The sequence below is a fragment of the Pseudalkalibacillus salsuginis genome (genome assembly GCF_021646685.1).
Taxonomy (GTDB): Bacteria; Bacillota; Bacilli; order Bacillales; family Fictibacillaceae; genus Pseudalkalibacillus; species Pseudalkalibacillus salsuginis.
Genome location: NZ_JAKJHW010000001.1, coordinates 448,472 through 473,724, shown reverse-complemented (window position 1 = coordinate 473,724; position 25,253 = coordinate 448,472). Strand labels below are relative to the sequence as shown.

At 39.3% G+C, this 25,253-nt stretch carries 22 protein-coding genes and 2 pseudogenes; 16 read left to right on the top strand and 8 right to left on the bottom strand.

Going from position 1 to position 25,253, the window contains the following annotated elements; translation table 11 throughout:
• Position 1: 1 nt before the first annotated feature.
• The 4 genes from liaG to L1611_RS02455 form a co-directional block, all read right to left on the bottom strand.
• Positions 2–847, bottom strand: a complete 846-nt coding sequence (liaG, locus tag L1611_RS02470; protein ID WP_236311469.1) for a LiaG family protein — start codon at positions 845–847, stop codon at positions 2–4.
• 158 nt (positions 848–1,005) lie between these two features.
• Entirely contained in the window at positions 1,006–1,215 is a 210-nt protein-coding gene (locus L1611_RS02465; RefSeq protein ID WP_236311468.1) for a DUF2536 family protein, read from the bottom strand.
• 37 nt (positions 1,216–1,252) lie between these two features.
• Positions 1,253–4,369: an MMPL family transporter gene (locus tag L1611_RS02460; protein ID WP_236311467.1), complete on the bottom strand. Its 3,117-nt coding sequence runs from the start codon at positions 4,367–4,369 to the stop codon at positions 1,253–1,255.
• Complete coding sequence (locus tag L1611_RS02455) at positions 4,366–4,830, bottom strand: MarR family transcriptional regulator (RefSeq protein ID WP_236311466.1); 465 nt, start codon at positions 4,828–4,830, stop codon at positions 4,366–4,368. The genes L1611_RS02460 and L1611_RS02455 overlap by 4 nt, the downstream gene beginning before the upstream one ends.
• Positions 4,831–5,051: 221 nt before the next feature.
• On the opposite strand from L1611_RS02455, the gene L1611_RS02450 reads away from it, so the two are divergent.
• The 9 genes from L1611_RS02450 to L1611_RS02410 all read left to right on the top strand — a co-directional run bounded on the left by L1611_RS02450 (position 5,052) and on the right by L1611_RS02410 (position 11,177).
• Entirely contained in the window at positions 5,052–5,696 is a 645-nt protein-coding gene (locus L1611_RS02450; protein ID WP_236311464.1) for a class I SAM-dependent DNA methyltransferase, read from the top strand.
• Between the two features lie 12 nt (positions 5,697–5,708).
• Complete coding sequence (gene mtnN / locus L1611_RS02445) at positions 5,709–6,413, top strand: 5'-methylthioadenosine/S-adenosylhomocysteine nucleosidase (RefSeq protein WP_236311462.1); 705 nt, start codon at positions 5,709–5,711, stop codon at positions 6,411–6,413.
• Positions 6,406–6,876 carry an S-ribosylhomocysteine lyase gene (locus L1611_RS02440; protein ID WP_236311461.1) on the top strand — a complete coding sequence of 157 codons (471 nt, stop codon included), beginning with the start codon at positions 6,406–6,408 and terminating at the stop codon, positions 6,874–6,876. Before mtnN ends, L1611_RS02440 begins: the two co-directional genes overlap by 8 nt.
• Before the next feature lie 5 nt (positions 6,877–6,881).
• Positions 6,882–7,805, top strand: a complete 924-nt coding sequence (locus tag L1611_RS02435) for a PLP-dependent cysteine synthase family protein (RefSeq protein ID WP_236311460.1) — start codon at positions 6,882–6,884, stop codon at positions 7,803–7,805.
• The gene (locus tag L1611_RS02430; protein ID WP_236311459.1) at positions 7,806–8,942 is read left to right on the top strand and encodes a bifunctional cystathionine gamma-lyase/homocysteine desulfhydrase; all 1,137 of its coding nucleotides are present in this window, start codon (positions 7,806–7,808) and stop codon (positions 8,940–8,942) included.
• A 149-nt stretch (positions 8,943–9,091) separates the two neighbouring features.
• On the top strand, positions 9,092–9,328 hold the full coding sequence (locus L1611_RS02425) for a YrhC family protein (RefSeq protein WP_225064045.1): 237 nt from the start codon (positions 9,092–9,094) through the stop codon (positions 9,326–9,328).
• A 352-nt stretch (positions 9,329–9,680) separates the two neighbouring features.
• Positions 9,681–10,361: a GNAT family N-acetyltransferase gene (locus tag L1611_RS02420; RefSeq protein ID WP_236311458.1), complete on the top strand. Its 681-nt coding sequence runs from the start codon at positions 9,681–9,683 to the stop codon at positions 10,359–10,361.
• A gap of 404 nt (positions 10,362–10,765) precedes the next feature.
• Complete coding sequence (locus L1611_RS02415; RefSeq protein WP_236311457.1) at positions 10,766–10,915, top strand: hypothetical protein; 150 nt, start codon at positions 10,766–10,768, stop codon at positions 10,913–10,915.
• Positions 10,916–11,027: 112 nt separating this feature from the next.
• On the top strand, positions 11,028–11,177 hold the full coding sequence (locus tag L1611_RS02410) for a YrzI family small protein (protein ID WP_236311455.1): 150 nt from the start codon (positions 11,028–11,030) through the stop codon (positions 11,175–11,177).
• A gap of 182 nt (positions 11,178–11,359) precedes the next feature.
• On the opposite strand, the gene L1611_RS02405 is transcribed toward L1611_RS02410, so the two are convergent.
• Complete coding sequence (locus tag L1611_RS02405; protein WP_236311453.1) at positions 11,360–11,689, bottom strand: DUF3889 domain-containing protein; 330 nt, start codon at positions 11,687–11,689, stop codon at positions 11,360–11,362.
• 231 nt (positions 11,690–11,920) lie between these two features.
• Positions 11,921–12,313 (bottom strand): annotated as a pseudogene (locus L1611_RS02400) (sigma-70 family RNA polymerase sigma factor); the annotation flags it as partial.
• 579 nt (positions 12,314–12,892) lie between these two features.
• On the opposite strand from L1611_RS02400, the gene L1611_RS02395 reads away from it, so the two are divergent.
• The gene (locus L1611_RS02395; RefSeq protein ID WP_236312017.1) at positions 12,893–14,401 is read left to right on the top strand and encodes a recombinase family protein; all 1,509 of its coding nucleotides are present in this window, start codon (positions 12,893–12,895) and stop codon (positions 14,399–14,401) included.
• Between the two features lie 766 nt (positions 14,402–15,167).
• Here the strand turns inward: L1611_RS02395 and L1611_RS02390 are convergent.
• Positions 15,168–16,352 carry an ROK family transcriptional regulator gene (locus L1611_RS02390; RefSeq protein WP_236311452.1) on the bottom strand — a complete coding sequence of 395 codons (1,185 nt, stop codon included), beginning with the start codon at positions 16,350–16,352 and terminating at the stop codon, positions 15,168–15,170.
• Positions 16,353–16,482: 130 nt separating this feature from the next.
• Here L1611_RS02390 and L1611_RS02385 point away from each other — a divergent pair, with 130 nt between their 5' ends.
• The 6 genes and pseudogenes from L1611_RS02385 to L1611_RS02360 all read left to right on the top strand — a co-directional run.
• Positions 16,483–17,475, top strand: coding sequence for a TRAP transporter substrate-binding protein (locus L1611_RS02385; protein ID WP_236311451.1), 993 nt, complete (start codon positions 16,483–16,485; stop codon positions 17,473–17,475).
• 153 nt (positions 17,476–17,628) lie between these two features.
• Positions 17,629–18,117 carry a TRAP transporter small permease gene (locus L1611_RS02380; protein WP_236311450.1) on the top strand — a complete coding sequence of 163 codons (489 nt, stop codon included), beginning with the start codon at positions 17,629–17,631 and terminating at the stop codon, positions 18,115–18,117.
• Position 18,118: 1 nt separating this feature from the next.
• Complete coding sequence (locus L1611_RS02375) at positions 18,119–19,423, top strand: TRAP transporter large permease (RefSeq protein ID WP_265738330.1); 1,305 nt, start codon at positions 18,119–18,121, stop codon at positions 19,421–19,423.
• A gap of 17 nt (positions 19,424–19,440) precedes the next feature.
• Positions 19,441–21,828 carry a glycoside hydrolase family 31 protein gene (locus L1611_RS02370; RefSeq protein WP_236311449.1) on the top strand — a complete coding sequence of 796 codons (2,388 nt, stop codon included), beginning with the start codon at positions 19,441–19,443 and terminating at the stop codon, positions 21,826–21,828.
• A gap of 26 nt (positions 21,829–21,854) precedes the next feature.
• Complete coding sequence (uxaC, locus tag L1611_RS02365; protein ID WP_236311448.1) at positions 21,855–23,249, top strand: glucuronate isomerase; 1,395 nt, start codon at positions 21,855–21,857, stop codon at positions 23,247–23,249.
• Positions 23,250–23,285: 36 nt separating this feature from the next.
• A pseudogene (locus tag L1611_RS02360) lies at positions 23,286–23,672 on the top strand (sigma-70 family RNA polymerase sigma factor); the annotation flags it as partial.
• Between the two features lie 119 nt (positions 23,673–23,791).
• Here the strand turns inward: L1611_RS02360 and dsdA are convergent.
• Positions 23,792–25,144 (bottom strand): D-serine ammonia-lyase, encoded by a 1,353-nt coding sequence (dsdA, locus tag L1611_RS02355; protein ID WP_236311446.1) that lies wholly within the window; start codon positions 25,142–25,144, stop codon positions 23,792–23,794.
• Positions 25,145–25,253 lie beyond the last annotated feature (109 nt).

Below are 25,253 nucleotides of genomic sequence, written 5' to 3'. Positions count from 1 at the left end.
CCTAATGCACTTTAATATTTCCGCTTGATACCGATAATACAATAAGGTGTTCTCCTGAACCATGTGTACCTTCAATGACTTTTCGATCCGATGTCTGGTTTTTTAAAGGAAAGTTACAATGAATGGCACCACTGCTCGTTTTTCCTTTCAACTTGAAGTCAGCCTCCTTTGGCAAATCCAGATTGGCAGAACCTGAACTGATCTCGACATCGACATCACCGGTCAATTCTTCCATCTGAATGTTGAAATTCCCAGAGGACATGTCAGCCGTCAATGCGCCAGAAAATTTCTTTACCTTTACATTTCCGGAGCTGATATCGAAGGAAGCTGATTCAGTTTTCAAATTATTGATATCTACATTTCCTGAGGATCCATCATGTATAAACTTTTCTGCATGGATATTTTTAAGATTAAGATTTCCGGAGTTCATATCGATTTCTAAGGTTTTTAATTTAATGGGGTCAGAGGATCCCGCAAATGAGAGGTTCCCTGAGCCGTTATCCAGATTCATTTTTTGATCATACTTTTCAGGTACATGGATGGTCAATTTGGAGCGATCAAATCCAAACCAATGGAACCAGCCTCTTCTTGCTTTCACATTGATATCATCACCGCGTCTATCAACATCTACGCTTCCTTTCCCTTTCAATTGCACCCTTAAGTCATCACGGTTTTCGAGTATGATTTCCGTGTTTACACCAGACACATCGATATCAATCAGCTTTGTATCATCCACTGTTTCTGAAAAGGTCTTGTCATCAGCAAAACCGAACCATTTGAATCTCGTTTCGGTGAATAGGAGATAGACTCCTATTACAATGATTAAGATTGCCAAAAGCATTTTCATAATAAAACCTACTTTCAATGATGTTTGTTAATTTCTTCCTTGTTTTAGATTAAGACAGTTTCAGAAATGAAACAACGAACCTCGGCACTATTTAAAAATCAGACCTGAGCCGTAGAAAAAAGGAGCCGACATGGTTTTGTCGACTCCTACATCTTTTTTCAGCCTTTATATCTGAAATGAATGACAGCTGAATACAAATGCCTCCCACTCGATGGATCGATGGTCACTTGGTGTGATACATGATGTACTCGAAGTAAAAGGGCTTTGTTCTGTTCGATCTTTTCTTGTATAATCGTTTCCAATTTTGAAAGTTCATTAGCTTCAAAGATCTCGACTTTGTCTTCGATGAAATCAAGGTGAAGTTCCATTATTCGCTCACACTCCTAGTCACAAATCTACACTTGGCTAGTTCCTTTTGAAAGGCAGCCAGTTGGCATTCCCGAATAATTTTACCATGACTGGGACGAACAACGGAAGAAGTACAAGTGCGTAAAGGAACAATCCGGTTAAAACGACTGTCGCGATTTGCAAGAGCGAAAGGACACCAGAAGGATACATCGCAGCGAAGGTACCCCCAAGGATCACAGCAGCAGATAAGATCACTGTACCCATATTTTTCATCGATAGGATCATCGCCTCTTTTACCGACAGCTCGTTGTATTCATTGAACCGGTCCATTAAAAAGATACTATAGTCCACACCTAAGGCAACGAGAATGACGAATCCGAAAAACGGTACTGTCCAGTTGATGCCTGGATAGCCCAAAATGTTGACGAAAATCGCTTCTGTCATCCCCATGGAAGTGAAATAGGTGAGAATTAGTGAAGCCACCAAATAGATTGGCATGATGATTGACCTAAGTAAAATGATCAGGATGATTGAGATTCCAATCAACATAAACAGTACTGTACGACTGTAATCAGCGTTCGATATTCCTTCCAAATCATGGTTAATGCTTGTTACACCACCGATGCCATAATCTGCTCCTTCCAGGGCTGTACCCTCAGTCGAATGCTCGATGGCCGATTCAATTTCACCCACCTTATCCATCGAATCGGTGGAATAAGGATTCTCCGAAAAAATGACATCGAATGTCGTGATCGTACGTTCTTTGGTCATATAGGCATCCAGAGATTGTTGGAATTCATTACTTTTTAAAGCTTCATCAGGGATGTACCAACCTGTCGCTTGATTGCCTGACCTACTCAATGAAGATAAATAATCTTGTGCTGAAGTCAATCCATTCGATATTTCGTCTAGGCCATCCACACTCTGGTCTAATCCATCCGTCAATTGATTAATCTGCGTATCCAAGCCCTCAAATCCGTCAAGGAGTTGTTGTTGGCCACTGTTCACTGAACGTAAACCGTTGGAAAGGGCAGGAACTTGATCAATGACCTGTCTTTGACCTTCAGCCGTTTGATTCAAGCCATTTTCCAATTTCCCGAGATGTTGTGAAACTTGATTAAGGCCGTTCACCAAATCCTTTTGCTTGAGGATCAGCTTATCAAAGCCATTGTTAGCTTTGAGGAACTTCGTATTTATGCTGTCTAAGTTTTGATTCAACGTGTTCATGCCAACTGTAAGTTTTTTTGCAGCTCCTGTTGATTGTTTACTCTTTTCCACAGCTGTTAGATATGTTTTGTCATTTTTCAATTCCGGATGATCTTCACCAAGCTTTTCCAAATCACCTTGCAAGGAAGATAGACCTTGGGACAGATCGTTTAAATTCCCTTGAATCAATTCATATTCATTATATAGAAGGGAAACACCATTTGAAATTTGTTGATACCCTTCAAGTAATTCCTTTTGTTTGTCAATCAACAATTGGGTACCAGCTTTAGCTTCTTTGATCGCTTTTTGTAATTCATCTGCACCAGCCGATCCGCTCCGTATTCCTGCTTCAATTTTCTCCAGGGAGCCACCTAGTTGATTGACGCCAGATTGTAAGTCTTGGGTTCCTGTTATGAGACCCTCGATACCAGAAGTTGCTTCTGTCAGTTCCGGTTCTGATTTTTTCAGTTCAGTAGTAGCCTCGGATAAACCTCCTCCGATCTGATTCAGTCCATTTTTCCCTTCACCGATTCCATTGTTCAATTGTTCAGCCTGGTTGGAAACGAAGAAGTCTTCAATTTGTGTGCCTGTTGGTTGAGTTGCACTCCGTACCGTTTCAATTCCGTCGACCCTTCCAATCGACTGTGTGATTTCTTCAATGATTGACAGATATTCTTTTGAATCAAGCTTTTCATCATGTTTAAGAACCACTTTTGTTGGTAATGATTCCCCAGGACCAAAACTATCTGAAATGACATCGAAAGCTTTTACAGAGTCATAATCATTTCCAATCTCATTCAGTGAATTGAAAGAAAGCTTCCCGTCATACGTAAGAAGGAACGGCAAAGTGAGCAAACCGACGATCAATAAAGAGATCATCGGACGGGCAAACGTAAAACGCCCAGCCCAGCCCCATATTCGACTCTGTTTATGTTCAAGATTCCCCTTAGAAGGCCAGAATAACTTTGCTCCGAACAATTTCAAAAAGAATGGAACGATCGTGAGCAAGGCAAGGATCAATACTCCGACACCGACTGCCACTGCAGCAGCAGATTGATACAATTTAAAGGTTGAGAGCCCGATCGATGAGAAACCGATCATAACAGCTAAAGCACTGAAGACAACTGTCCGCCCTGCGTTCTTATAGGTTGATAGGATTGCTCCATCAACTGTTTCATGATGCGGGATCTCTTCTTTAAATCGGCTCAAAAGTAAAATGCAGTAGTCTGTCCCAATCCCAAACAAGATGGCTACCAAGAAGATCTGGGTGAAATTCGATAGTGGAAAGTCGAACCGATCAACGAGAAAGCCGACGATCGATTGGGATGTGATATAAGTCACCCCTACAGTCAATAAAGGAATGATCGGCGCTGCGATTGACCTGAAAACCAGAAAAAGAACCAATAATATAAAGACGATTGTGATGCCTTCCGTCTTCTTCAGTCCTTCTTGTGAACTTGAAATCAAATCTTCATCGATCATCCAACTGCTCGTATAATAATGATCTACCTTTGCTGAATCGATCGTTTCATATAGATCATCGCGTGTTTCCGCTGGTGTACGATCATTGAATTTTACATCGATACCTACTAGGATCGTCTTCTCATCCTTTGCAACGAGTTGATCTTTCAAATCAGGTGTATCGAAATGCGTTGTTATTTCTGTAATTCCTAATTTTTCTTGATTGGTTTTTAATTCTCTTATACTACGTTCTGCCTCCGCTAATTCTTTATCTGTAAGTCCTTGTTCATTATGGAAAACGAGAGCTACCCGAGATCCGGTTTCATCTTCACCAGCCGCATCATCCAATATTTCATCTGCTTTGGAAGAGGTGTAACCGTCAGGAACGCTTATTTGTCCCTTATCCCTGACTAAGTCTTCCATATTGGGAGAAGTGGAGACTAAAGCGAAAATTGTTAGAACCCATAACCCGATGATGAACCATCTCGCTTTAACGACAAATTTCACTTCTCTTCCTCCTCGCCTTTAATCAAGTCAACAAGGTAACCATCCAATTTTTCATAAGTACTAATGAACTGCATGATTTCTTCCTTGTCAAACTTTTGGATAAAGGAAGCTACAAGCTGATGAACTTTTTCTTGTGATAGTTCAAATAGTTCCTCGCCACTCTCAGAAAGGGATAGGTATACGATACGACGATCATCCGTATCCCGCCTCCGCTCGATCAATCCCCGGTTTACGAGTCGATTGATGATGGCCGTAACAGAGCTTTTTTTGACATGGAAGACATCAGCAAGTTCTGTAGATGTACATTCTTCTTTTGAGTGGATGTATCTCAAAACGAAATGCTGATCGCTCGTCAAGTCTTCGCTTATTTCTTCTTTAATCAATGTTTCCGCTTTTTTCTGTACCGAAAAGGAAACACTTTCATAACGTCGAATGATTTCATTCAATAAACAACCGTCCATGAAAAAGACCTCCGTTCCTAAATGATTAGACAATCTAATAATTAACGAATCTAACTATACTCTCCGGACTTGTTTTATGTCAAGAGGTAGATGTCTGTAAAAGTTCGATCGGTAACTATATTGCCAGAGAACAAGGAATGTGGTATGTTGTAGCCATATTGAACTTAATTCATACTATAAAGATAGGAATAATAAAGATTAACAATAGGAGTGTGAATGACGTGGGGAGAGAGTTTATCGATCTCTTTGACAAATGGGCAGAATCTTATGATGAGACTGTTTCCAATAAAGATAACGAATATCATGAGGTGTTTGACCGATATGAAGAAATTCTTGATCGTGTCGCGATCGAATCAACCGGTACCGTTCTTGAGTTCGGGGTGGGAACAGGGAATTTGACGAATGTTTTGATCAATAAAAAGCTGAATGTAATCGGGGTAGAGCCATCACCGGTGATGAGAGAAAAGACACTAGAGCGTTTTCCCGATTTGAAGGTAGTCGATGGAGATTTCTTATCTTTTCCCGACTTTGATGAGACGATTGACACGATTGTCAGTACTTATGCATTCCACCACTTGACAGATAAAGAAAAAGAACAGGCCATTCATAATTATGGAAAGCTCCTTGGCAACAATGGTAAAATTGTGTTTGCAGATACCGTATATGAACATGAAGATGCAAAAAAAGGAATTCATGAACGAGTAAGAAACCAAGGTTATAAAAATTTGCTTCATGATCTGAAGACGGAGTACTACACTACACTGGGCGTACTAACAAAGATCTTCGAAAATAATGGTTTTAATGTAAGCTTTGAGCGTCTAAACACGTATGTATGGCTGATACAGGCTGTAAAAAAAGATATGTAAAGGATTGTTGTTATGAAAGTCGCTATTATCGGAGCAATGGACGAAGAAGTCATTTTGATGCAAGAGTTGATTGAGGATTGTCAAACGGAAACGATTGCAGGTTGCACGTTCTATACCGGAGAACTGTACGGACAGGAAATCATCTTATTGAAATCCGGAATCGGGAAAGTGAATGCAGCGATTGCGACAACGCTATTAAATCAATTATATAAGCCGGATTATGTGATCAACACAGGTTCAGCAGGCGGTTTCAACCCTGACTTGAATGTCGGAGATGTCGTGATTTCAACAGAAATACGTCACCACGATGTCGATGTGACGGCATTTGGATATGAATACGGCCAGGTCCCGCAATTACCAGCTTTTTATATGCCCGACCCATTGTTGGTGCAGGTTGCCGAAGAAAGCGCGAAGGACGTTACAGACATGCAAATCGTCAAAGGTTTGATTGCGTCTGGAGATTCCTTCATGAACGATGCTGATCGTGTGAAAGATATCGGAGGCAAGTTTCCGGAATTGTTTGCTGCCGAAATGGAAGCTGCCGCGATCGCCCAGGTATGCCATCAATTCAAAGTGCCTTTTGTCGTGATCCGTTCTTTATCTGATATTGCAGGTAAAGACGCACCGATGTCCTTTGATCAGTTTTTGAAGGTAGCTGCAAAGAATTCCGCTGAATTGATTTTAAAAATGGTAAAGGAGCTGAAGAAACATGGCTAAAAAAATGAATGTGGAAAGTTTCAATCTGGACCATACTAAAGTACGTGCACCATATGTACGTCTGGTAGGTGTAACGAAAGGGCAACATGGTGATGAAATTTCCAAGTACGATATCCGTTTCAAACAACCGAACAAGGCGTATATGGATATGCCAGGACTTCATTCCCTTGAACATTTAATGGCCGAAAATATCCGGAATCATCATGACCGGGTCATCGACATCGGTCCAATGGGTTGCCAGACTGGTTTCTATCTATCTGTACTGAACCACTCTGACCAAGAAGAAATCATGGACGTGTTGGAAAAGACGTTGAATGATGTCCTTAATGCAGATGAAGTTCCTGCCTGTAACGAAGTCCAATGTGGCTGGGCAGCAAATCACAGCCTTGAAGGTGCCAAAGAGATTGCGAGTGAAATGCTCGAAAAACGCAGCGAATGGAAAGATGTATTTGGAGAGGAATAAGTTGCATGAGGTATTTTAAAAACGTTCAAGAGCTGATTGGTCATACGCCGTTAGTGGAGATATCCAACTTCAACCTCCCTAACGGTGTACGGCTTTTCGCAAAACTTGAGTTTTACAATCCCGGTGGAAGTATCAAGGACCGGCTGGGAAAAGAACTGCTTGAAGAAGCATTCGTAAGCGGAAAACTTAAGACGGGCGGGACGGTTATCGAACCGACTGCGGGCAATACTGGTATCGGGATTGCACTTGCCGCTGTCAACAAGGGGATCAACGTCATTTTCGTCGTGCCTGAAAAGTTCAGCGTTGAGAAGCAAGAATTAATGCGTGCGTTAGGTGCCCAGATCGTGAATACTGAAAATGAAAAAGGGATGCTTGGAGCAATTGAAAAGGCAAAGGAACTTGAAAAGGAAATTGAGAATTCCTATTATCCGGCGCAATTTACCAATCCTGCAAACCCGAATACGTATTACAAAACATTAGGACCTGAAATCTGGGGAGCACTTGATGGAAAAGTGGATGTATTCCTTGCAGGAGCAGGAACTGGCGGCACTTTCATGGGCACAGCCCGTTATTTGAAAGAGCAGAATAAAGATATCAAAACGGTCATTGTTGAACCAGAGGGATCGATCCTGAATGGTGGAGAACCAGGCCCTCACAAGGCTGAAGGGATCGGTATGGAATTCCTGCCGGATTACATGGATACGAGCTACTTTGATGCAATCCATACGATTGAAGATGCGGATGCTTTTGAACGGGTCAAAGAGCTAGCCTCCAAAGAAGGACTGCTTGTTGGAAGTTCCTCTGGAGCTGCGCTTCATGCGGCATTGGCCGAGGCGGAACTGGCGAAGCCAGGAAGCCATATCGTTACGGTCTTTCCAGACAGCAGTGAACGTTACTTAAGTAAAAAGATTTACCAAGGAGGCATTTAGATGAAGCCGAAAACGAAAATGATCCACGCTGGTATCTTCGGTGATGAGCATACAGGTGCAGTAACCACGCCGATTTACCAGGTGAGCACATATAAACAAGAAAGCGTCGGAAACTTTAAAGGATATGAGTATTCCCGTACAGGAAACCCGACCCGCTATGCCCTGGAAGAATTGATCAAGGACCTTGAAGAAGGTGAAGCAGGCTTTGCATTCGGTTCAGGCATGGCCGCTATCAACTCGATCATGATGATGTTCAATACAGGCGACCATGTCGTATTTACCGATGATGTGTACGGCGGAACATACCGGCTCGTTTCGAAGGTACTGAACCGTTTAGGATTGGAATCTACGTTCGTCGATACGAGCAACCTTGATCATATTGAATCAGCAATCCAGGACAACACGAGAGCGATCTATATAGAAACGCCAACGAATCCGTTATTGAAAGTGACGGATATTGCTGGAGCTTCCAAAATCGCAAAAAACCACGGTCTGTTACTGATTGTTGATAACACATTTAATACCCCCTACTGGCAGACACCGATCAAACATGGCGCAGATATCGTCTTGCACAGTGCGACGAAATATATTGGTGGACATAGTGACGTTGTCGCAGGTCTGGCTGTCGTGAACTCGAAAGAATTAGCTGAAGAACTGCACTTTATCCAGAACTCAGCTGGAGCAGTTCTAGGGCCACAAGATTCATGGCTGTTGATCCGCGGAATCAAAACACTCGGTCTCCGTATGGAAGCGACAGAAAGTAATACTAAAAAGATTGCTGAATTTCTTGAATCCCATCCTGCTGTGGAGAAAATTTTCTATCCTGGCTTGCAATCCCACTCAGGTCATGAGTTATCCAAGCGTCAAGCAGGCGGCTTCGGAGGTATGATTTCGTTTGATGTTGGGAGCCAGGAACGTGCCGACCAAGTGTTAAGCAAGACGCGTTACTTTACACTTGCAGAAAGCCTTGGGGCGGTAGAAAGCTTGATTTCTGCACCAGCACGGATGACACACGCTTCCATTCCGAAAGATCGTCGTGATGAACTCGGGATTACTGACGGCCTTTTGCGGATTTCGGTAGGGATTGAAGATGCTGAAGACTTGATCGACGATTTGAAACAAGCATTGGAAGGCTGAGGAACGTAAGGATTTGCCTTCTCATTGAGTGTGAAGAATGCTGGAGGCAGTTCCATTTATCTATACCTTGGTAACTTAAGGAATTTTCTGATAATCTCTTATCCTATCAAACGAATCATGTTACGATGATACGAGTAAGGGGTGGGAGTATGTCAAAGGAAATGATCAAGGATACCAAAGATAAAATTGCGGATTTCAAACGTTTCAGTTTTGTACTCCTATCGTTAAGTGTATTTTTATATATTGGGAGTATGATCCCGTTTGAAGGTAAAGAGACGATAGACCGACTCGCGTTATTGATTACAAGTTATGTATCAATCGGAATCGCACTGCTATTTTATCGGAAAATCTCAAAATGGAAGAAACAATTGAATGAAGGATCATAGACTTATTAGAAAGGACGGTTGGAGTCCTTTCTTTTTTTGGTTGAAATGGTGAAAGTTACTCTCTAAAGCGATGCAATAACACAGAAAACTCAGCTGAAAGTATGGGTACCTTATGCCCGGTTCTTCCTCCTTCAAGGGTTCCATAGCGCTCGTATGAGTACCTTATATCCAGTTTTTCCTCCTTCAAGGGTTCCATAGCGCTCGTATGGGTACCTTATGCCCAGTTTTTCCTCCTTCAAGGGACCTATAGCGCTCGTTCTCGACTTTATAAGTATTTTTCGAAAACAAGCAGGATTTCCCCTGAGAAAAGCTAATAAGTGAATGAATACATATAAAGGAGATCCTAAACGATATGCTATTTTCGCAGTATCTGTTCCAGGACGGTAAACCATTTAAAACGACGATCCGGAACTATAATGAATCTGACTTCGATCAGCTTATCGATATTCAAAAAGAATGTTTTCCTCCTCCGTTTCCATCTGACCTATGGTGGAAGAAAAGCCAATTAGTTAACCACGTGCAAATTTTTTCCGATGGAGCGATCTGTGCAGAAGTGGACGGTGAGCTGGCTGGGTCAATTACTACCCTAATCGTGAACAATCATGGGGAAGATCACACGTGGGAAGAAGTTACGGATAACGGATCGATCGGCACCCATGATCCTAATGGAAATGTATTGTATGTGGTGGATATTAGCGTCCGCCCTAAATACCGGAAGTCGGGTATCGGAAAATTGCTCATGCAATCCATTTATCAGCTTGTTGTACACTTGCAGCTTGAAGCAGTTTTAGGTGGGAGCCGAATGCCTGGTTATAAAAAGGTTAAACATATAATGAGCCCGCAAAACTACATAGATGGAATCATTACTGGTGAACATGACGATCCGGTTGTTTCCTTTTTAATGAAGGCTGGGCGTTCTCCGATAAAGCTTCTTCCCAATTACCTTGAAGATCCGGAATCAGCTGATTTTGGGGTATTGATGGAATGGAAAAACCCATTTCTAAGAAAAAGCAACATTTTTTCTGAAAATTAGTTTACTTTTCATACTTATTTGATTATAATTTAATCCGAAGGTTAAATTTACCAAAGGAGGTCGAGCGACATGATGATCGCATTCACAATTGGAAAAGGCAATTCAGCTCAATTGAATAGTTTAAACGTTCGACCGGGGAAACAAGCGTAATTTTAACCGTTATTAAAACACGTTAAAAACGCCACAGGTCGACGACTGCCTGTGGCTTTCCTATGCCTTTTAGACGTATGAATATGTCTGGATGTGCCTAAAAACGCCACAGGGGGTTAATCCTGTGGCGTTTTTTAATGGGATCAGATGAAAGGAGGCAGACAGAATGTGGGTTGAGACATCAGGGAAAAAATATTGGCTAAAGAGAGGTAGTTCCCGAAACTGAAAGCACTCATAGAAAGGAGGGATCCGCTATGATGCCAGTACATTTATTTTTATTGACGATTTTAAAGAAAACATTGAAATCAAAAATGACATATGAAGATTACAATAAACAAAAGCAAGCAGAAGACTTGTATGACCAAGCTAGGGAAAAAGCATTCTATTACATTTCCATGATGTAAAAATATATGGGAGGTTGAAAACAATGATAAGAGGAAAGGTTTTTCTTGATTGGATAATTACGGAGAAAGATACGACCTGAAAGGAAATCGAAGATGACAGGAGGGATACGGTATGATGCCATTTCAATTATTCATTTTAACGATCATCAAGAAAGTGCGGAGTAATGAAACTGATTCAAATATAATTGAACACAATGCACGCGTTCAGTCTTTAATGGATGCAGCCCATGATAAATCAGCTCAATATATGAATATGATGTAACAAAGGAGCAAGCGGGGGTCGCCACCGCTTGCTTTTAAGTAATAAAATCCAAGTTTGGTTTCAATGAATTAAACTCGGATCTTAATAGATCCTGATACATGAGAAAGAACCTGTACGAACTTTTCGATCTTCATGCAGGTTCTTAAATGGTTTCACTATCGTATTCATTTTGTAATATAGCGTTAACTCAAATCCTGAATTTCATCAAAGTGGATATTTATTAATTGGTTGTTTTTCGGGTTAACCAATACATATACATTTACTTCTCTCTCTTTCGCATTCTGTTTTAGAATGAACTCGAAATTGTATTGGGTCCTCTCCTCAGAAATGATTACTTTTCCATCATACTCATAATTAATGACCTTGTAGTTTGGATACTTTTTCATTGTTTCCTGTAATGCCGTTTTTCCCCATTGAGCATAGTCTGGTTGCTGACCATAACCGACATTGGATAGACTAAACGACAATAGTAAGAGTACAATTACCATTTTGATATTGATCAGTTTTTTCATCATATCACCACCTAACACATTTTTTATAGTATTTTTTATTTATCATTTTCTATTCAGAAATAAATGAACTGTATAAGATAGTCCCATCGGCAAAATTTATCCTGCAATGTGGGAAGGATAGGTTGATGAGGCTCGAACAGAAGCACACCTTTTAACCAAATAACTCAATAAAGAAGAAAGGAACTTGGATCCCTCTCAAAAATGTAATATAATAATTCTTTATAATATCCCAAGAAATACAGTCTTAGTGTCGTTTTTTACATGGGCTGGTAATGACATTAGAATCTCATTTTCTATACACCTCGCTGCATAGGTTGCAAGCTTCGTCCCTTTCCCTCTTGAGTAACTCTCGATCGCCTTGATCAGGCCGATCGTACCGATGGAGATCAGATCTTCTGTATCCTCCCCTGTATTCTCGAATTTTTTACATATATGTGCGACGAGTCTCAAGTTATGTTCGATCAAGCGATTCCGGGCGTCTTCACTACCTTCAGCCATCTCCTTTAGATATTTTGTTTCTTCTTTCGGCGACAATGGCTGTGGGAACGCATTATTCTTCACATAAGAAACGAAAAACATGACTTCTTTGAAGAAATAAGCCAGTGCTGCGATGATGCTTGACACACCCTCACCTCCATAGGCTGCTATCACACATATTTAATCCTATGTATAGTTGGGCTTGGGTGTGTCTGTACAATTAAAAGAATAACGTCAAGCATTTATCCATGAAAATAATGGATGAATGAATAGGGAATTATAAGGATTGACGGAAGTTCTAATATTCTGGTTACCTTGGATCCACACCTAGAAAGGTAAAACGAGTAAAAATAGTTAGAAAGTATAAAATTTTGTTTCGATGAAGTGATGTCTAGCTCAACCCCCAACCACTTGGATCACTTCAGTCCTCCTGCGGCGGTCGACACATTGATTTAGTTCGAAGTGTTTGCCCACGCAGAACCGAACTTTGTTTGGTTCGAGCCTCCTCGTCGGACTTCCAGTAACCTTCGTGGCTGATCAGGGCGTTGACACTTTTTTTTATTGCTCTGAGTAAATTCATTCAAGAAAGCAGGCAAGCTGTACCTGCATACCTTTTAAAGAGGTGATGCGAGGTGCATGTCGAAATTATTGAAGGAAGTTCTACTGACCGGATTCGGTATTCTTGCTACTCTTATCTCAAGGAAAAATATAGAAAGGAGAAACTCAATGATTGCGATATATGCAAGGGTGAGCACAGAGGAGCAAGCGAAGAAGGGATTCAGCCTGGAGGATCAGCTAAAGGAATGCCGGAAGAAAGCAAATTCTGATGAAGTGATTGAATATGTGGATAGGGGAATGTCCGGTGAATTTTTAGATCGTCATGCATTGACTAAATTGAGGAATGACGTTCGTGAAGATCTGATTACTAAAGTAATATGTTTAGACCCTGACCGGCTTTCTCGGAAGCTGATGAATCAATTGATTATTACAGATGAAATTGAAAAACGCGGCGTAGAACTCGTTTTTGTGACGAGTGAGTATACCAAGACTCCAGAAGGAAATCTTTTCTATAGTATGCGTGGTGCGATCGCTGAGTTTGAAAAAGCAAAGATTAATGAGAGGATGAGCAGAGGACGACGTGAAAAAGCAAGGCAGGGCAAAGTCCTAAGAAACTTCCAGATTTACGGTTATGACTATGATAAAGAAACCTCCCAAATCATTATAAACGAAGAGGAAGCTAATGTGGTTAAGCTGATTTTTGACCTGTTTACTAGGCCGAATCACCATGTCGAAGGAATTAATGGAATAGCCAAGTACTTAACTAATAAAGGGATACCTACTAAACGAGGTGCGAAAGTATGGCATCGCCAAGTTGTACGCCAGTTACTGATGAATCGGGTATATATGGGAGAGTTTTATCAGAACCGATGGAACACAGAGGGGATGCTTGGCAATAAGTATAAGTCCAAAGAAGAGCGGGTTCCAATGAGAAAGCGTCCGAAAGAGGAATGGATTCCAATTGAATGTCCAGCAATCATTGATGCTGAAACATTCGAACATGCGCAATCAATACTTGAACAGTCAAGAAGACGTTGGGCAAAAAAAGCGAAACATGACTATTTGTTAAGTGGATTGATCCGTTGTGGAGACTGCAATAATACAATGGTAGGAGTCAAAACAACGAACTGGGGGGAAACCGTCTATATCTATACAGATTATAAAAACTATGCCGGGGCAAAACATCCAGGATGTGGCCGCAGAATCAACGTTTCAAAGCTGGATGGAGAAGTTTGGGAAACGATTCTAAAATGGTTGAATACCCCAGAAGAGATTGCAGCTGCGACTGAAAGGGATGGAGAAAAGGAAACACTGGACTTTGATGAAATCGAAAGTGAAAGGCTTCATTCAGAAATCAACAAAGTAAAAGTCGGTAGAAAAAAATTATTGAATTTATTCTCAGATGGATTGGATGTTTCTGAAGAAGAAATCAGAGAGACTTTAAAGGAGTTGAAGGACAAAGAAGAACGTCTTTCGAAGGATTTAAAAGAACTGGAGAAAGCAAGGGGAAATAAGGAACAGCACATATACGGAAAAAAGTTACTGCAAGAAGCTGTTGAATTCTATTTCTCAAAAGGACAGAATGACTTAACATTTGAAGATAAAAAATCACTTATCCGGCATGTTGTAAAAGAGATTAGGGTATACGAAGACCGTATGAATATTTACACATACTAACTAACATATTTCGAGAAAACATCACTTTTCCAATCCAAAATAAGACTTGTATTTATTTACCTATTTTTTGTGTATAATGTTTATAGGAGCAATCGTATAGGCAGGGTGGACGGTCAGTTATCCCCTAGGAAAGGGGGTGGTGGCCGTGAATCACAGTAATTTTGACCTAGCTACAGCTACGTTTATGATTCTGCTGATAACACTGGTGATTACTTTAATTGAACGAAAAAAGTAATCCACCCTGCCGGCAAGCCTGTGTGGATTACTTTCACTGAGTCTTGACCGTCCTCTAACGGTCTATACGGTTGTTCCGCCCAGCCAATTATACTATAGCTGGTTTTTAGATTATGCATTTTCTAATTATATTATAACCAAATATACCCTGAAAAACAAAATAATTTAAAGTGACATACATAAATATTCCTGCTTTTATTAATGTAAGTATAACATATATTATCGACCTGAATGAAATTTAAACAACGAACAGGCAACCTTGGATATTTCCATGTTGCAATTTGGTGAATGCCCCAGAAGGAATTGCAGCTTGACTGAAAGAGATGGAGAAGATGGTTCATGTAAAGGTTTGACGATAAATCCTTGACATTCCTGTTTTTTTCTATGTCAAATAGAATGACGGGGCTGTCCCATTAGTGTCTGACTCTCACCGTCCCTAGCAACATTTTGAGAAAAAGTGTGTTTTTGAAACAAAATGTTGTGTGGTGGTGTCTGACACTATTGTTTTGGGACAGCTCCGTTGTTAAGAGAATTATTTTGCCAGTTGTTTTTCAGAATAATAATTGTATGCTGTAAAGTCAAGGTTTTGAACACCATAATAATTTTTTAAAGCAACCATAGCTCCACCAAGGGAACATGCGCTCTTACCAAGTTTTGAAGAAAGAATTTTGTCATAGTTGTTAATTCGTGAGGTTAAGCGTGCTTTGACCTGGTCAATTAAACTTTCATTATTATTAAGTATAGAACCATTTAGAATAACCGTTTCTGGGTTAAAGATGTTAATTATATTATTCAAGCCAATGGCAACATTATCAAGAAAATCTCCCATTAATTTTGGATAACGGTTAAAAATATCATCGATTTTTACGTCTTCAATTTCATAAAGATCCAACCCCTGTGCTTTAAGTTCCTTCAATAAAGCTTTTTCGGAAGCATATAATTCCCAGCAGCCTTCATTGCCACATGTACATGATCTTCCGTTCCGCTCTATGGTCATATGACCTATTTCCCCAGCAAATCCATGAAATCCACGATATATTTTACTATTATGAATAATTCCTAATCCTATTCCAGAGTACATTGTAATACAAAATAAATCGGATATTGATGATGTATACACCTGCTCTGCATATGCACAAAGATTAGAATTATTGTCAATGAAAACAGGAACATTAAATTTATTTTCCAATTCAAGCTTGATTGGAAGCTTAGCTAAGTGCATTTTTGGTGTATAAATTATTTTATCATTGTTAGCTACAATTCCATGAATCCCTATCCCTATTCCAATAAGTCCAATTGGCGTGTGTCTGTTATCAAAAATAGTAATAACACTTGTTAATGCAGATGTAACTAGCCTTATGATATCTTCAGGATTATCACTTTTGTGGTTTACCCGTTGTGTATAAATAGAGCTCCCTGAAAGATTAGTGACTTGTATCTGTATTAAACTTTCATCTATATCAACTCCTATGGCATAACCACTCTCTCCACTAATTTCAAGAAGAATTGGCTTTCGGCCTCCACTTGAAACATCCGACTGTTTTTCAATAATTAAATTTTCTCTCATCATCTGTTGAACTTGGGCTGATACAGTAGATTTGTTTAATCCTGTCATGCGGGCAAGGTCACTTCTAGAAATCGAACGGTGTTTAATAATTTTTTCAATTAAAATTCTGCGGTTTAAAGCCTTTATATAGGTAGCATCACCTGTAGTCATCTAATATCTCCTTTCAAATAACACTTGAAAATTAAAGCGGTTTCATTTACTATAATACCAATAGTTTGTTGTCTAGACAAACAAAGTTTCTTGGAAGCGCATACATTCATATGAGAGGGGAATGGAAGTAATGAAAAAATGGTTATCGATGACAATGGTAATAGTAAGCTTATTATTCTTGATGGCTTGCGGGAATTCGGGGTCACAGACGGGTGATGATAAAGAATTACGTTTAGCTCACAACCTTGGCGAAGACCATCCTGTACATAAGGGATTGGAAAGGTTCGCTAAAAATGTAGAGGAAAAAACAAATGGTGAAATCACCATTAAGATTTTCGCTAATGGTGTTTTGGGAGATGAAAAGGAAGTACTTGAGCAATTGCAAAATGGTTCAGTTGACATGACAAAGGTTAGTGCAGGAGCTTTAGAAAGCTTTTCTGACGAATATAAAGTCTTCTCATTACCGTATATTTTTGAAAGTGAGTCCCATTACAGAAAAGTGATGGAGTCAAATATTACAAAAGATATCTATCAATCCACTAGTGATAAGGGATTTATAGGGTTGACCTACTTTGATTCAGGCGCTAGAAGTTTTTATACCAAGAATACTCCGATAAAATCTCCGGAAGATCTAAAGGGTATGAAAATTCGTGTAATGGACAGTCCTACAGCTATCGAAATGGTTAAATTGCTAGGTGGTACACCGACCCCAATGCCATATGGTGAAATTTATACCGGTCTACAACAAGGAGTTATAGACGGGGCTGAAAGTAATCCAACTGCACTTACCACCGGCAAACACGGGGAAGTGGCTAAGGATTTCTCTTTTAATGAGCACACAATCATTCCAGATATTGTAGTTATAAATCAAAATACTTGGGATAACTTATCTGATGATCAAAAAACCGCCTTTGAAGATGCAGCACATGAGGCAACAAAATATCATACAAAGCTTTGGGAAGAAGCAACAAATGAAGCTGTAAGTGAAGCAAAGAATATGGGAGTGGAATTCCATAAGGTTGATAAAGAGCCATTCATTGAAGCGGTTAAACCACTACATGAAGAATTTATGAAGAATAAGGACTTAACCGGGATTATGGAGAAAATTAAAGAGATGAAATGATTAATATAGAAGGTGCTCATTATAGGAGTACCTTCTCCTGTTTATTGGAAATAATGGGATTTTATGTATGTTGAGATAGAGAATTAATACAAATGAAAGGTAACTATAAAAGGTATTAAAGGATCTTTTTTAGGAAGTGAAAGGAGAAAAAATGTGGTCATAAAAATCAAACTTATCTTGGATCGGTTCATTCTTTTTATCACTGGATTCTTTTCCTTAGTGTTATTTCTAGGAGCTATTTGGCAAGTTGCTAGCCGGTATTTATTAAATACACCTAGTACATTCACTGAGGAGCTGCTCCGTTTTTTGCTAATATGGACATCCATCCTTGGAGCAAGTTATGCGTTTGGCTCCAATCAGCACCTGGCGATTACATTCCTTAAGGATAAGTTAAAAGGAAAAAATAAACTAGCAATCAGAATCATTAATGACCTAGTCATATTCGTATTTGCTTATCTCATCATGATTCGAGGCGGAATGGAATTGGTAGGAACCACTATGCTCCAAAAAACTCCAATTTTAAGCATTCCGATGGGTATTGTATATTCCATACTTCCGATTAGTGGGGTTATAATCATTATTTATAAACTACTGCTACTTTCAGAGTATAGGGGAAAAATGCCGTTTAGGGAGGAAAATTAAAATGGATATTTCTTTCCAAGCCGCTTTAATCCTATTTGGGGTCTTCTTTTTATTATTAGTACTTGGTGTCCCGATTTCAGTAGGTATTGGAGTTGCTTCTTTTGTTACAGCATTGACCATTGTTCCTATGGATATTGCCATATTTACTGCAGCGCAGAAAATGGTACAGGGTATTAATAGCTTTACCTTGCTTGCAGTTATTTTCTTTATCCTTTCTGGAAGTATTATGAATAATGGTGGTATAGCCATAAGATTGATCAATCTTGCTAAGCTGGTAGGGGGACGTTTACCTGGTTCTCTAGCCCATACAAATGTTGTTGGTAATATGTTATTCGGTTCGATTTCTGGTTCAGCAGTAGCCGCAGCGGCCGCTATCGGTAAAGTCATGACACCTCTTCAAGCGAAAGAAGGTTATGATAAATCCTATTCTGCTGCTGTAAATATCGCTTCATCACCTGCAGGGTTATTGATTCCTCCCAGTGGTGCTTTGATTCTATATTCACTTGTGAGTGGAGGTACATCAATTTCTGCATTATTCATGGCAGGTTATCTTCCAGGAATTCTTATGGGGTTAGCGGTCATGAGTATCGCATTTATTCTGGCTAAAAAACAAAAATACCCAGTAGCTGAACGCCCTTCATTAAATACAGGAATTAAAATTGTATTAGATGCCATTCCAAGTCTTTTAATGATTGTTGTCGTTATTGGAGGAATTGTGGGTGGGATCTTTACCGCTACTGAAGGTGCTGCTGTGGCTGTTTTATATTCCATCATACTCTCAGCCATCTATCGTGAAATCAAGTTGACAGATATTCCACAGATTTTAAAGGAATCCGTTGTTATGACCGGGATCGTACTCTTTTTAGTAGGAGCTTCTTCCATTATGTCTTGGGTAATGGCTTTTACTGGGATTCCAAGTGCGATTAGTGAGTTATTGTTGGCTTCATCAGATAACCCGATTATTATTTTATTGATTATGAATCTAATACTATTAATCATTGGAACATTTATGGATCTAACACCTGCGGTTCTTATTTTCACGCCAATTTTCTTGCCAATTGCTACAGAAATAGGAATGGATCCTGTTCATTTCGGAATCGTGCTTGTATTCAACTTATGTATAGGTATTATGACTCCACCTGTAGGCAGCTGTTTATTTGTAGGGTGTAGCGTAGCTGATGTTTCAATTGAATCAGTGCTACGTCCACTTACGAAAATCTTCGCAGCCCTGATTGTGGCTTTATTGCTGGTCACATTCATTCCATCCATTAGTTTGGCTATTCCACGATTGATGGGTCTATTGTAACGAGGGAGGCTATTGTATTGATTACCAAACCTAATTTTAAACTAGTCAGTGATCAAAAGAATCATCTTACATTCATTTCTGATAATGAAAAAGTAGATCTATATATTTTGGAAGAAGGGATTTTTCGAGTTTTTATACCTAATGATGAAGATATAAGACTAGAGCGAACTTGGTCAGTTGCACCTGGAATGGAAGATGTACCATACGAAGGTAGAAATCGATTTGATCTTACTCCATTCAGCTTACCTTCATATCAGGTTGTAGAACTTGAAGACAAGGTGGAAGTGTATACAAAGCATTTAAAGGTGGTTGTCTGGCTAGAAGGTTTTTATCTTGATTGGCTTACAAAAGTAGGAGAAAACTGGGTGAAAATAGCTGGAGATCGAAAGACCCAAAGCTATAATTTTGGACATAGCTTAGGTGATTATGTCTATCACTATATGGAACGGGAGCGTAATGAAAAATATTACGGTTTAGGTGAAAAAAGTGGGTTAATGAATCGTCATCACAAACGCTATCAAATGAGAACCATTGATGCAATGGGATATGATGCAGAAACAACAGATCCATTGTATAAGCATATTCCTTTTTACCTGGTGTATAAGCCTGATTTATCAATTTCTTATGGGATCTTCTATGATAACTATTCAGATAGTGTGTTTGATATGGGGGCAGAGCTTGATAATTACCATGGGTTGTATCGTTATTTCCAAGTAAAAAAGGGAGATTTAGATTATTATTTCATTCTTGGACCACGTATAAAAGAGGTTGTCCAAAGTTATACTTGGATGACTGGAAAAACAGCTTTCCCTCCGAAGTGGAGTTTAGGTTTTTCAGGTTCAACAATGACCTATACTGATGCTCCCGATGCCCAGAAGCAATTAAAGAAATTTGTTGATGAATGTCGTAATAATGATATTCCCTGTGATTCATTTCAGCTTTCATCAGGTTATACTTCGATTGGTGACAAACGATATGTATTCAACTGGAACCATTCTAAAATTCCAGATCCGAAACAAATGAATGATTATTTCCATATAAATGGAATCAATGTCTGTGCAAATATTAAGCCTTGTTTATTAGATGACCATCCCCAGTATGACTGGCTTAGTAAAAAAGGATTGTTTGTAAAAAATAAGTATGGAAATTCTCCTGAGCTTTCTCAATTCTGGGATGCATTAGGTTCATATCTGGATTTCACCAATATAGAAACAATTAAATGGTGGAAAAAGCAAATTAAAGAGACATTGCTTCACTATGGGATAGACGCAACTTGGAATGATAATAACGAATATGAAATTTGGGATGAGCAAGCCTGGGTTCACAATTTTGGTAATAAATTATCAGTCCAATACCTAAAACCGATACAAACTTTGTTAATGATGAAGGCTTCTTTCGAAGCGCAGCAAGAACATCAACCTAAATTGCGTCCCTATTCTATATCCCGATCGGGTGGACCTGGTATGCATCGATATGTTCAAACTTGGTCTGGTGATAATTATACAGAATGGAAAACCATTAGATACAATTTGAAAATGGGTTTAAGTCTAAGTATTTCAGGCATTTATAATTTTGGGCATGATATAGGTGGTTTTGCAGGAAAAGCACCTGAACCTGAATTGTTTATCAGGTGGATTCAAAACGGGATATTTCATCCTCGTTTTACCATTCATTCTTGGAATGAAGATAAAACAGTGAATGTTCCATGGATGTATCCAGAGTATAGGGATACAATTGGGAGTTTGATGAAAGAAAGGGTTAAATGGATCCCTTACTTATATCACTTATTGTACAAAGCACATACGTATCACCAACCAATTTTGACTCCAACGTTCTATCATTTTCAGGATGATAAAAATACTTTTGAGGAAAATGATGATTTCATGGTTGGTGAGGATTTGTTGATTGCATCAGTCATGGAGCGGGGGCAAAGAAAAAGAGATGTTTACCTGCCGGAAAATCTGCATGGATGGTATGACATAGACACAGGTATATGGTATGAAGGCGGGAATACGATACAGGTAGATGCACCTCTTAATGTAATTCCAAAATTTGCTCAGGCTGGAGCAGTGCTGCCTATTCGTGATGGAAAAATCACTTTTAACAATAAAAAAGATGAAGAGCAAGGGTTATTAATTTATCCACCACCAAAAGAAGGTAAGAGCATTAAGAAAATTTATGAGGATGATGGAGTTTCTTTAGATTACAAAAAGGGCATCAACTCCTGGATCATTGTAGAAATTGAGTCGATGAAGAAAGTTGTAGGAATAAACATCAGTATTAACGGTGATTACCAACTACCATATAAATTTATAAATCTATATTTCCCAGAGACTGAGAATCGAACAATCATTATTAACCATAACGATATAGGAAAAAACAAGTACTATCGATTGCAAATTTAGTTTTATTAGAAAGGCGGGACTAACAAATGACATTTATAAACGAGGACTTTCTTTTAAGTAATGATTATGCCAGAGAATTATATCATCAATATGCAAAAGACCTACCAATTATAGATTATCACAACCACCTTCCTCCTAGTGAAATTAATAGTAATAGAAGATTTAAAAACATTTCAGAAATTTGGTTGGAAGGTGACCATTACAAATGGAGGCTTTTACGAGCTAATGGCATTGAAGAAAAATACATTACTGGAGAAGCTCCGGCTAAAGAAAAGTTTATGAAGTGGGCACAAACTGTCCCCAACACTATCGGGAATCCGTTATATCATTGGACCCATATGGAATTACTTCGTTACTTTGAAATAGATGAACTATTAAATGAAGAAAGTGCAAGAAGGATATGGGACACTGCTAATGAGAGACTAAAAGATGAAAGTATGCATGCACAAAATCTGCTTATAAAAAGCAAGGTTGAATTCGTCGGTACAACGGATGATCCTACTGATGATCTCTCATTTCATGCCTCTATTAAAAAATCTGATTTTCCGATTATGGTCGCCCCCTCTTTTCGACCAGATAATGCCTTGGATATACAATCAGAAGCTTTCAATGATTGGTTAATTAAATTAGAGGAAGTCACAGGGATCAATGTAGATAAATTCCATAGTTTCTTAGGGGCTCTTTCTATGAGAATAGAATATTTTAATGACCATGGATGTCGAGCCTCCGATCATGGGATAAATGTAATGTTTTATGAAGAGGGTTCAGAAAAAGAAGTATCTGATATTTATGAAAAAAGTCGTAGAGGATGCGTTCTTACCGAAAAAGAGGTACATCAATTTAAAACGTATACCTTACAGTTTCTCGCGGAAAAATACTATGAAATGAACTGGGCGATGCAATTTCATCTTGGACCTCTACGTAATAATAACACCAAAATGTATAAGCAAATCGGTCCGGATAGTGGTTTTGATTCTATTGGAGATCAATTATTAGCTGATCCTCTCTCTAAGTTTCTAGATTCTTTAGAAATAAAGAATAGACTGCCAAAAACCATCCTTTATTGTTTGAATCCGCGTGATAATTATATCTTGGCGACAATAGCTGGGAATTTTCAGGATTCTAGTATTCCAGGTAAAGTGCAATTTGGGACAGCATGGTGGTATAACGACCATATTGATGGAATGAAAAATCAAATGAGCATCCTATCCAATGTTGGACTGATTAAACATTTTATCGGTATGTTAACTGATTCCCGCTCTTTTCTATCTTTTTCTAGACATGAATATTTTCGAAGGGTTCTCTGCAATTTATTTGGAAAGTGGGTGGAAAATGGCACCATTCCCCCAGACATATCACTATTAGGAAGGTATGTTGAGGATATCTCATATAATAATACAAAAAGATATTTCAATTTATAAGGGTTAATTTCATGAAGATTTCGCTATAGTAATGACATTAGAATGGAAATTCTCATGCATTTGCGGGCAATCAAAAAAACGAAGAAGGATGTTTCCTTACAGGACCCGATCGGAACAGATAAAGAGGGGAATGAAATCACCCTTATCGATGTCCTGAAAGCCGATCTCGATGACATTGTAGATACGATTCAGTTAAAGATGGAAAAGAAGCAGATCTACGAACATATCCATATTCTCGATGAGCGTGAAAAAGAAGTCATCGTCGGGCGCTTTGGACTCGATATGGAAAAAGAACGGACCCAACGAGAGATTGCAAAAGACCTGGGAATCTCAAGAAGCTATGTCTCTCGGATCGAAAAACGAGCCCTGATGAAATTGTTCCATGAATTCTACAGACAGAGAAATGACAAAGAAAAAGGCTAGAAAAGAACAGCCCTGGGCACGGTGCCAGGGCTGTTCTCCTTGAATTTATACAGGTATTTCCAGTCGCATTAATGGAGTTACTCGGTTTCCAGATGTCTATATTTGAGGAAGCCCGGGATTCAGCGAATGGATTTTTTCCCTTTTTGATAGTATTCCTCCATCACTTCTTCTGGTACCATGTTACCGCCCGTCCCCCAAATAAGGTGTGTTGCATTATTCATTTTTCCCTGCATGTTGTGCTTTATAAGATAGTTTTGACCTTCATGATGGCTTAGAAGCTGGATTGGTCCAAAAAAGCCAGCAAGAGCAGATGGTTCCAGATAAAGTTGTTCTCGATCAGCAAGTTCAGAGAGGAATGTGTAAAGTCGTTGATCCTGGACAGTAAAGCATCCGCTGAGCAAATGCCCCATCTCTTTCCCTACAAAGCTTGACGGTCTGCCGACTGCCAATCCATCCGCATCAGTTCGATTATCAATACCGAAATCCTGTACCGAAAATTGATCCTGTAATCCTGTCATTTGACCAATCAAGAAACATGGGGAATGTGTCGGCTCCGCAAAAAAGCAATGAACATGTCCACCGAATTCCTTTTTTAAGCCGAAAGTTATCCCTCCAGGCCCACCGCCAACGCCACATGGCAGATAAACAAATAACGGATGTTCTGTATCGACAACGATTCTCATTTCCTCAAGCTGCTGCTTCAACCTGGAAGCGGCTACGGAATATCCTAAAAAGAGATCTTTTGAATTCTCATCATCGATAAAATAACAAGTTGGATCAGAGGATGCCTGTTTCCGTCCTTCTTCCACCGCTTTACTGTAGTCGGATTGATATTCGATCACCCTGACCCCCTTGCTCTGCAGTAGTTCCTTTTTCCATTGTTTTGCATCTGCAGACATATGGACAGTTACTTTAAAACCTAAACGGGCACTGATGATTCCTACACTCAAACCTAAATTACCGGTTGAACCAACTGCTATCGAAAATTGGGAAAAAAACTGTTTGAAAGCTGGATCGTCTAATACCGTATAAGAATCAGAATATGACAGAAGATTGTGCTTGACTGCCAGCTCTTCGGCATATTTTACTACTGCATAAATCCCGCCTCTTGCCTTTATCGAACCTGAAATGGGCAAGTGGCTATCACACTTCAATAGGAGCATGGTTTTCAGATCGATCCCATAGTCTTTTTCCATACAGGTTTTCATATTCTTGATTTCAACCAGCGGAGATTCGATTATACCATTTGTCTTTACAGTTTCATTGAAGGCGACCTCAAAATATGGTGCAAATCGCTGTAACCTTTCTGATGCATCGGAAATATCCTGCCCTGTTAATGAAGTATCTTCGTATTCCGTAGTAACCTTCTGATTGATCCATAATGTTTCCTCTGTATCCATGATTCGTTTTAATAATGGATAGCCTTCAATCCATTCTTCTACACTTTTTCCTTCTATAATCTCTTTAACCATCGAGTTCCCTCCATATCTTGAAAAGGAAAGTAATTTTCATTTTATCCAGTAGTCTGTTAAATGTAAATGACTTATAAAGGGATCACATCAGAAGTTTTTTTGCGTTAAA

What these genes read in the sequence shown, in the direction of transcription:
- liaG (WP_236311469.1), bottom strand. Translation starts at nt 847, where the DNA reads ATGAAAATGCTTTTGGCAATCTTAATCATTGTAATAGGAGTCTATCTC.
- L1611_RS02465 (WP_236311468.1), bottom strand. Translation starts at nt 1,215, where the DNA reads ATGGAACTTCACCTTGATTTCATCGAAGACAAAGTCGAGATCTTTGAA.
- L1611_RS02455 (WP_236311466.1), bottom strand. Translation starts at nt 4,830, where the DNA reads ATGGACGGTTGTTTATTGAATGAAATCATTCGACGTTATGAAAGTGTT.
- mtnN (WP_236311462.1), top strand. Translation starts at nt 5,709, where the DNA reads ATGAAAGTCGCTATTATCGGAGCAATGGACGAAGAAGTCATTTTGATG.
- L1611_RS02440 (WP_236311461.1), top strand. Translation starts at nt 6,406, where the DNA reads ATGGCTAAAAAAATGAATGTGGAAAGTTTCAATCTGGACCATACTAAA.
- L1611_RS02435 (WP_236311460.1), top strand. Translation starts at nt 6,882, where the DNA reads ATGAGGTATTTTAAAAACGTTCAAGAGCTGATTGGTCATACGCCGTTA.
- L1611_RS02430 (WP_236311459.1), top strand. Translation starts at nt 7,806, where the DNA reads ATGAAGCCGAAAACGAAAATGATCCACGCTGGTATCTTCGGTGATGAG.
- L1611_RS02425 (WP_225064045.1), top strand. Translation starts at nt 9,092, where the DNA reads ATGTCAAAGGAAATGATCAAGGATACCAAAGATAAAATTGCGGATTTC.
- L1611_RS02420 (WP_236311458.1), top strand. Translation starts at nt 9,681, where the DNA reads ATGCTATTTTCGCAGTATCTGTTCCAGGACGGTAAACCATTTAAAACG.
- L1611_RS02415 (WP_236311457.1), top strand. Translation starts at nt 10,766, where the DNA reads ATGATGCCAGTACATTTATTTTTATTGACGATTTTAAAGAAAACATTG.
- L1611_RS02410 (WP_236311455.1), top strand. Translation starts at nt 11,028, where the DNA reads ATGATGCCATTTCAATTATTCATTTTAACGATCATCAAGAAAGTGCGG.
- L1611_RS02405 (WP_236311453.1), bottom strand. Translation starts at nt 11,689, where the DNA reads ATGAAAAAACTGATCAATATCAAAATGGTAATTGTACTCTTACTATTG.
- L1611_RS02395 (WP_236312017.1), top strand. Translation starts at nt 12,893, where the DNA reads ATGATTGCGATATATGCAAGGGTGAGCACAGAGGAGCAAGCGAAGAAG.
- L1611_RS02390 (WP_236311452.1), bottom strand. Translation starts at nt 16,352, where the DNA reads ATGACTACAGGTGATGCTACCTATATAAAGGCTTTAAACCGCAGAATT.
- L1611_RS02385 (WP_236311451.1), top strand. Translation starts at nt 16,483, where the DNA reads ATGAAAAAATGGTTATCGATGACAATGGTAATAGTAAGCTTATTATTC.
- L1611_RS02375 (WP_265738330.1), top strand. Translation starts at nt 18,119, where the DNA reads ATGGATATTTCTTTCCAAGCCGCTTTAATCCTATTTGGGGTCTTCTTT.
- uxaC (WP_236311448.1), top strand. Translation starts at nt 21,855, where the DNA reads ATGACATTTATAAACGAGGACTTTCTTTTAAGTAATGATTATGCCAGA.
- dsdA (WP_236311446.1), bottom strand. Translation starts at nt 25,144, where the DNA reads ATGGTTAAAGAGATTATAGAAGGAAAAAGTGTAGAAGAATGGATTGAA.